At 46.6% G+C, this 6679-nt stretch carries 5 protein-coding genes; 1 reads left to right on the top strand and 4 read right to left on the bottom strand.

Features of this window, described 5'->3' with window-relative positions; translation table 11 throughout:
- Positions 1 to 91: 91 nt before the first annotated feature.
- From Q0N89_RS09600 to Q0N89_RS09585, 4 genes are all read right to left on the bottom strand, one after another.
- Positions 92 to 439 carry a hypothetical protein gene (locus Q0N89_RS09600; protein ID WP_294035839.1) on the bottom strand — a complete coding sequence of 116 codons (348 nt, stop codon included), beginning with the start codon at positions 437 to 439 and terminating at the stop codon, positions 92 to 94.
- Positions 440 to 788: 349 nt separating this feature from the next.
- On the bottom strand, positions 789 to 3605 hold the full coding sequence (gene secA / locus Q0N89_RS09595) for a preprotein translocase subunit SecA (protein ID WP_294035837.1): 2817 nt from the start codon (positions 3603 to 3605) through the stop codon (positions 789 to 791).
- 118 nt (positions 3606 to 3723) lie between these two features.
- On the bottom strand, positions 3724 to 5016 hold the full coding sequence (gene hemL / locus Q0N89_RS09590; protein ID WP_294035835.1) for a glutamate-1-semialdehyde 2,1-aminomutase: 1293 nt from the start codon (positions 5014 to 5016) through the stop codon (positions 3724 to 3726).
- 227 nt (positions 5017 to 5243) lie between these two features.
- Positions 5244 to 5582: a zinc ribbon domain-containing protein YjdM gene (locus tag Q0N89_RS09585; protein ID WP_078254686.1), complete on the bottom strand. Its 339-nt coding sequence runs from the start codon at positions 5580 to 5582 to the stop codon at positions 5244 to 5246.
- 183 nt (positions 5583 to 5765) lie between these two features.
- Between Q0N89_RS09585 and Q0N89_RS09580 the strand changes: the two genes are divergently transcribed.
- On the top strand, positions 5766 to 6503 hold the full coding sequence (locus tag Q0N89_RS09580) for a folate-binding Fe/S cluster repair protein (RefSeq protein ID WP_294035829.1): 738 nt from the start codon (positions 5766 to 5768) through the stop codon (positions 6501 to 6503).
- Positions 6504 to 6679: the final 176 nt, after the last annotated feature.

The raw sequence follows: 6679 nt of genomic DNA, 5'->3' as shown, positions 1-6679 counted from the left end.
TGGCGAATTTAAGCGCAAAAGTCTAGCAATTTAGCCTTGAATTGTCAAACCAAGTTGATAAAACCAAACAACACAAATCATCAATACAGCATTATTTTTGTTCTTCTTCATCCACCACTTCAGCATCCGCTGTCGCTGTCGCAGCCGCTTCATCATCGATTTCTACTGCTTCTGCGATTGGCGTATCATCTTCGGCTTCGGTAGTCGTATCACTCGTAATCTCAGCAGGTGCTGCATTGGCATCTGCCAAATCATCAGCGGTTGGTTCGCTGGCTGCATCATCACTGCCTTCTGCCATCGCAGTTGGTTCAGCAGGCGCTGCACTCATTGGCACATCTTTTGGCTCAGTAGCCGCATCCGCATTTTGTTCTTGTTTGCTACAAGCACTCAGTGCGATCACACCGCACAGAGCAATCACTTGCCATAGGGATTTTTTCATCGCTACATCCTTAAATAGTGGCAAATTTTTGGTAACCCAACCAGTTCTTTTGCCCAATTTTGTGAATTTATTCAAAACCACCAATCAACCAGCCATTGGTGAAACTGTCAATAACTAAAGATTCATCGGATAAATCAGCACGAATACTGATGATGCACGACCATCTCATTTTATGATTGTATTGCTTAGTATAGCATAGGTTTACATAAACAATACAGGGTAATGGTTACGATAAACTACTCAAAACTTGCCAATATTTCTACATTATGGCACCAATCACCAAAAAAAGCAGATGCACTTGTCATCTGCTTTGATCAGCCATATCATACCAGTCTGAAAACAAGTCGTGTTAACTAAGCTTGCCGTGACATTGTTTGTATTTTAGACCAGAGCCACATGGGCATGGTGCATTACGATTGATATTGGCAGGAATCACCAGCTCATCATCGCCAAGCTGTGGTTCTGCCACTGTCTCGCTTGGTGCTGCTGCACCCAAAGTGATGGTCATGTTCTGTCTGATACGATGACGATTTGGCACGGGACCTGTGGTCAGCTCAGGGTCACGGCTTTCAGTGCCGTCCAAGTTGATTTCGTTGTGCTCAAACATCATCTGCATACGTTCAGCCTGCAGGCGACGCTCTTCTTCTAGGGCAGCCAGCTCTTCTGGCGTCGGCACGTGTACACGAGCCAAATCCTGCACCACATCTGACTTGATCGCACCCATCATCGATTGGAACAGCTCAAACGACTCACGCTTGTACTCTTGCTCTGGATTTTTTTGGGCATAGCTACGCAGGTGGATACCTTTGCGCAGCTGATCCATCTGGGTTAGATGCTCTTTCCAGTGGTGATCCAAGCTTTTTAGCATGAAATGGCGTTCTAGTGATGCAGCGGTCTCAGCACCCATCTGCTCACGACGAGCCTCGTAGCGTTCGATGGCGGTGTTGATGATTTTTTCACGCAAGCCCTCTTCGTCAAGGCGACGATCAGCATCAAGCCAGTCATTGATTGGCATATAAAAACGGAACGCTTCTTCGATTTCATCTTCAAGTCCGTCAATATTCCACTGATCATCAACTGAACCTGGTGGTACAAACTGATTGATCAGTGCATTGTACACCTCATGGTGCATGGCTTTGATACCTTCTTGCAAATCCATCTCTGCAAGCAAATCATCACGCTGCGAATAAATAACTTTACGCTGTTCGTTGGCGACATCGTCATACTTAAGCAGATTTTTGCGAGCATCAAAATCACGAGCTTCAACCTTGCCTTGCGCACCTTCGATCGAACGAGAAACCATCTTATGCTCAATCGCTTCATCTTCTTTTAGACCCATCGCACGAAACATATTGGTGATGCGATCACCGGCAAAGATACGCATCAAATCATCTTCTAGCGATAAGAAAAAACGAGATTGACCCGGATCACCTTGACGGCCGGCACGACCACGCAGCTGGTTATCGATACGGCGTGACTCGTGACGTTCTGAACCGATGATGTGCAGACCACCTGCGGCAAGCACCGCATCATGACGCTGTTGCCATGCCGCTTGGGCAGCTTGACGCATCTCTTCAGTGACACCTTCGACACCTTCAAGCTCGGCCTGCCAGTTACCACCTAGGATAATGTCTGTACCACGACCTGCCATGTTGGTGGCGATGGTCACTGCCTTTGGGCGACCTGCCTGCGCGATGATGTCCGCTTCTCTCTCATGCTGTTTGGCGTTTAGGACTTCATGCTTGATGCCTTCTTGGTCAAGCAGATACGACAGCTCTTCGGATGCTTCAATCGTCGCTGTACCGACAAGCACAGGTGCGCCTTTTTCGGTGATTGATTTGATTTCACGGATGATGCCTTTGTACTTACCAAGCTTGGTCAAGAAAATTTGGTCATCCAAATCAATACGAGCCACAGGACGGTGCGTCGGGATAATGACGACATCCAAACCATAGGTGGATTTAAGCTCCGCCGCTTCGGTATCTGCCGTACCTGTCATGCCTGATAGCTTATCATACAGACGGAAATAGTTTTGGAAAGTGGTGGTCGCCATCGTTTGGTTTTCGGCTTGGATTTCCACGCCTTCTTTGGCTTCGACCGCTTGGTGCAGGCCATCCGACCAGCGACGACCCGGCATGGTACGACCTGTATTTTCATCGACGATGATGACTTCGCCATCTTGGACGATGTAGTGAATATTCTTAACGAACAAATGGTGCGCACGGATTGCCGCTTGTGCATGGGCAAGCAGTGGCAGACGAGCTGGGCTGTACAGGCTTTCATTTTCGCCCAATTCACCCACTTCGATTAAGAATTTCTCAATTTTCTCATAGCCTTTTTCGCTGATTTCAATGGTGCGGTTTTTCTCATCAATCCAAAAATCACCAGCGGTATTGTTCTTGTTCGCTTCTTCATCATCTGAGCGAACAAGATTTTCGACCACCTTATCAATCAAGGCATACAGATGTGCTGAATCTTCGGCTTGACCTGAGATAATAAGCGGTGTACGCGCTTCATCAATCAAAATTGAGTCGATTTCGTCAATGATACAGTAGTTGAGCGGACGCTGTTTTTTTTCAGCTAGGCTAAACACCATATTATCACGCAGATAGTCAAAGCCGTATTCGTTATTAGTACCATAAGTGATGTCAGCACGATAGGCGGCGAATTTTTCTTGGGGCATCTGCTGGCTATAGACCACGCCCACCGTCAAGCCCAAAAAGTCAAATAGCGGACGGTTCAGCTCGGCATCACGGCTTGCCAAATAATCGTTCACGGTGACAACATGCACGCCTTTACCACTGATGGCGTTCAGATAAATCGCCAAAGTCGCCATCAAGGTCTTACCTTCACCGGTCTTCATCTCGGCGATTTTGCCTTCATGCAAGGTCATACCACCAATCAGCTGCACATCATAATGACGCATCCCATTGACACGCAATGACGCTTCACGGCACACCGCAAACGCTTCAGGCAGCAGCTTATCTAGGCTCTCACCTGCTTGATGACGCTCTTTAAATTCCGTCGTCTTTTGGCGAAGTTCATCATCGCTAAGCACCTGAATACTCGGCTCAAGGGCGTTAATCTTGGCGACGACTTTACGCATTCGCTTTAATTCGCGTTCATTTTTGGTGCCGATGACCGCACCGACGATTTTTGCTAACATAATTTTTTCCGAAAAATGGGCAAACCCATTACAATCATTTTTGATTTGAGCTATATGGTTTTTTGATATCTTAAAATCAAGCCACAAGCCTTAATTAGTCATTGAATTTGACAAAATTTTACAAACTGGCAAATACTTTATCGGCTGCCATAATGGTCTTATCCAAATCTTCATAGCTGTGCGCCGATGACATAAATGCCGCTTCAAACGCTGATGGCGCAAGATACACGCCTTCATCAAGCATGGCGTGGAAGAATTTGGCGAACTTCTTGGCATCACATTTGGTAGCGACATCATTGAAATTCTGCGGTAGGCTGTCGCTAAAGAACACACCAAACATACCGCCCACCGAGCACGCTTGGAACGCCACGCCATGCTTGGCAGCGGCATCTTTTAGACCCTTGACCAGATATTCGGTCTTGGCAGTCAGCTCATCATAAAAGCCGTCTTGGGTCAATTTATCAAACATCGCCTTACCTGCACGCATCGCAAGCGGATTGCCCGACAATGTGCCTGCTTGATAGACGCCGCCAAGTGGTGCGATGCATTCCATGATTTCACGCTTACCGCCAAATGCACCCACTGGCAGGCCTGCGCCGATGATTTTGCCAAAGGTCGTCAAATCAGGCGTGATGCCAAAATGCGACTGCGCACCGCCTAATGCCACACGAAATCCTGTCATCACTTCATCAAAAATCAGCACCACGCCGTGCTCGGTGCATAGCGTACGCAGGGTTTGGTGAAATTCTTGGCTTGGGATAACCATATTCATATTGCCTGCGATTGGCTCTAGAATCACGCAAGCAAGCGTATCGCCAAATTTCTCAAAGCACGCCTTGAGCGCATCGATGTCATTATATGGTAAGGTAAGCGTGTGCTTGGCAAAGTCCGCAGGCACACCCTTTGATGTCGGCTCACCGATATCCAGCATCCCTGAACCCGCTTTGACCAGCAAGCTGTCTGAATGCCCATGATAACAGCCTTCAAACTTAACAATCTTATCACGACCCGTATAGCCACGCGCCAAGCGAATCGCCGACATCGTCGCTTCGGTGCCTGATGATACCATACGCACAAGCTCAATACTCGGCACAATGCTGGCAATCAAATCCGCCATCGTCGTCTCTGATGGCGTCGGTGCACCAAAAGACAAGCCATCTTCGGCAGCTTGCTTGACCGCTGTGATGACATCATCATGCGCATGACCCAAAATCATCGGGCCCCACGAGCCGACATAGTCGATATAGGCATTGTCTTCGGTGTCATAGATGTACGCACCTTTGGCACGAGCAACAAACACAGGCGTCCCACCCACCCCAGCAAAGGCACGCACTGGCGAGTTCACACCGCCTGCGATGTGGCGTTTGGCTTTTTCAAAGAGAATTTGGTCAGCTTGGCTTTGGTGAGTCATGAAAAAAATTCCTTGTTTGTTGATTTAGATTGATTGGATATGGCAATCAATATATCTTCATAAATAAGAAGATTTTAGAAGATTGATTATGGACAATTAACCAAATTATTAAGCACTTTGTAGATTATCACAGCATGATGCGGATAGTGCTAGGAAAGTGAGCGACGGTGTACAACGAGTACATCGAGCGAAACTTGACGACGCAATATCCCATCAGGCGAAGATAATCAGGCTTTTTTGACGACAGATGATTTAAGTTTCATCGCCCCAAAGCCATCAATTTTGCAGTCAATATCATGGTCATCGGGCGCATCATAGATTAGGCGAATTGATTTGACTTTGGTGCCGACTTTGATTGGCGTGGATGAGCCTTTGACCTTTAGGTCTTTAATCACCGTAACTGCATCGCCATCAGCGAGCACATTGCCGACGGCATCTTTGATGACTGGCAACTCGTCGCTTGACTCGCCATCTTTCCATTCATGGGCGCACATTGGGCAAATCAGCAAATCACCATCTGCATAAGTAAATTCTTCGTGGCATTTTGGGCAAGCAGGTAAGCTCATGATATCACCTTTGGTCTTTTTAAATTAACTGTCTATTGTAACCGATTTTCGCCCTTTTTTGTCATTGGCTTTGTCAATTCGTACAAAATTTTAACACTTTTAGCCAAAATTTGTTAAAATTGACCCCATCTATTCACAACAATACGCCCATCAAGGGTCAAATAAATCAATTAGGAAAGCACAATGACACAGTTTATTTATTTTGAATTAACAGGCAATGACGCTGATAAATTTTTGCAAGGACAAATCACCGCAAACACCGCAAGCATCAGCGATGAATATTTACCGACAGCGATTTGCAATCTAAAAGGCCGTGTACAATTTGGGCTATGGATTCGCCATATCGCTGATGGTTTTGGCTTGGTGCTATGCGCTGATTTGGCAGATGAATTTGCCAAGCATATCAAAAAATTTGGCGCATTTTCAAAAATCGCCCTATCAGCACCACAGCCGATTTATCCTGTCATCATCGATGAACGACCAAGCTTTAGCTTTGATGATATGCAGGCGGATGTCGCATGGCAACTGCTTAGCATCGCTCAAGGTAACTATTGGATTACCAAAGACACCAGCGAAAAATTCCAGCCGCAAGAGCTTCGTCTGCATCAGCGTGGCGGTGTGGCGTATGATAAGGGCTGTTATCTGGGTCAAGAAATCATCGCCAGACTGTATTTCAAGGCGAGTCCAAAGGCGTATCTACACCGTGTCGCATCGGTTGATGTAGAGTTTTTTGCCACACAGGCAGAAGAGCATCATCTGGATGTGGTCAATGCCATCAGCACGCTAGATGGCTCTGAAGCACTCGTCATTGCTCGTGCGGATGTGATTGAAACTTTAGCTGCCAATCACCAATTGCAAATATTGCCACTACCTACAGCGCTACAAGCCGATGTGGGTCGATTGGCTAATCAATTGTCCTAATCCACCATCTCTATCATTCATTATCAGCCGTGAACATTTCTCACGGCTTTTTTATTGTCATCAATCAGACTTGTGAGCAACAAAAAAAAGACAAACCCTCTCGGATTTGTCTTTTTGCTTAGTTGTTCTGTTTGACGATTAGTCTTTAACAGTTGCAACAACACCAGCACCTACGG

Source organism: uncultured Moraxella sp. (assembly GCF_945873075.1).
In the GTDB taxonomy this organism is placed as follows: Bacteria; Pseudomonadota; Gammaproteobacteria; order Pseudomonadales; family Moraxellaceae; genus Moraxella.
This window is presented reverse-complemented; position numbering and strand designations above follow the sequence as displayed.